The organism is Bacteroides sp. AF39-11AC (genome assembly GCF_003474285.1).
GTDB lineage: Bacteria > Bacteroidota > Bacteroidia > Bacteroidales > Bacteroidaceae > Bacteroides.
Genome location: NZ_QROH01000033.1, coordinates 886 through 1,359, shown reverse-complemented (window position 1 = coordinate 1,359; position 474 = coordinate 886). Strand labels below are relative to the sequence as shown.

The window sequence follows — 474 nt, the reverse complement described above, 5'->3', positions numbered from 1 at the left end:
CGTTTTTGGTATATTGGTATATATGTCGGATCTTTGCAGAGTCAAAAAGATAAATTATTTAAAACAGAATTAAGCAGAAATGAATAAGCACTTTTACCTTAAACATGAGATTATGGCTTTCAATGATCCCCGCATCCAGAACATGCTCCGTCAGGAAGGCGGCAAGGCTTACGGCGCCTACTGGTATATAATGGAAAAACTGAGCCTGCTGCCTGATATGGAAGCGGAACTGAAATACCTGAAACCTTTCGCCACTCGTAATTTTACCTATCCTTATATGATGAAGATCGTCACGAATTTCGGTTTGTTCACCGTCACCGACAGTTGTTTTTCACCTGTGCAACTCAATACGAAATGCGTTGCAGAACCGCAAAAAGTAGAAGAAAACACTGCGGAAAACAGTGGGCAAAATGGCAAAAAGTACCCGGACAATGATGTAAAACCGGGCAAAAATGCCGGCTTTTCGACGAAAAA

The 474-nt window shown here is 41.4% G+C and carries 1 pseudogene; it reads left to right on the top strand.

The window, feature by feature from the left end:
* Positions 1 to 112: 112 nt before the first annotated feature.
* Positions 113 to 474, top strand: a pseudogene (locus tag DW036_RS26150) (DUF4373 domain-containing protein); the annotation flags it as partial.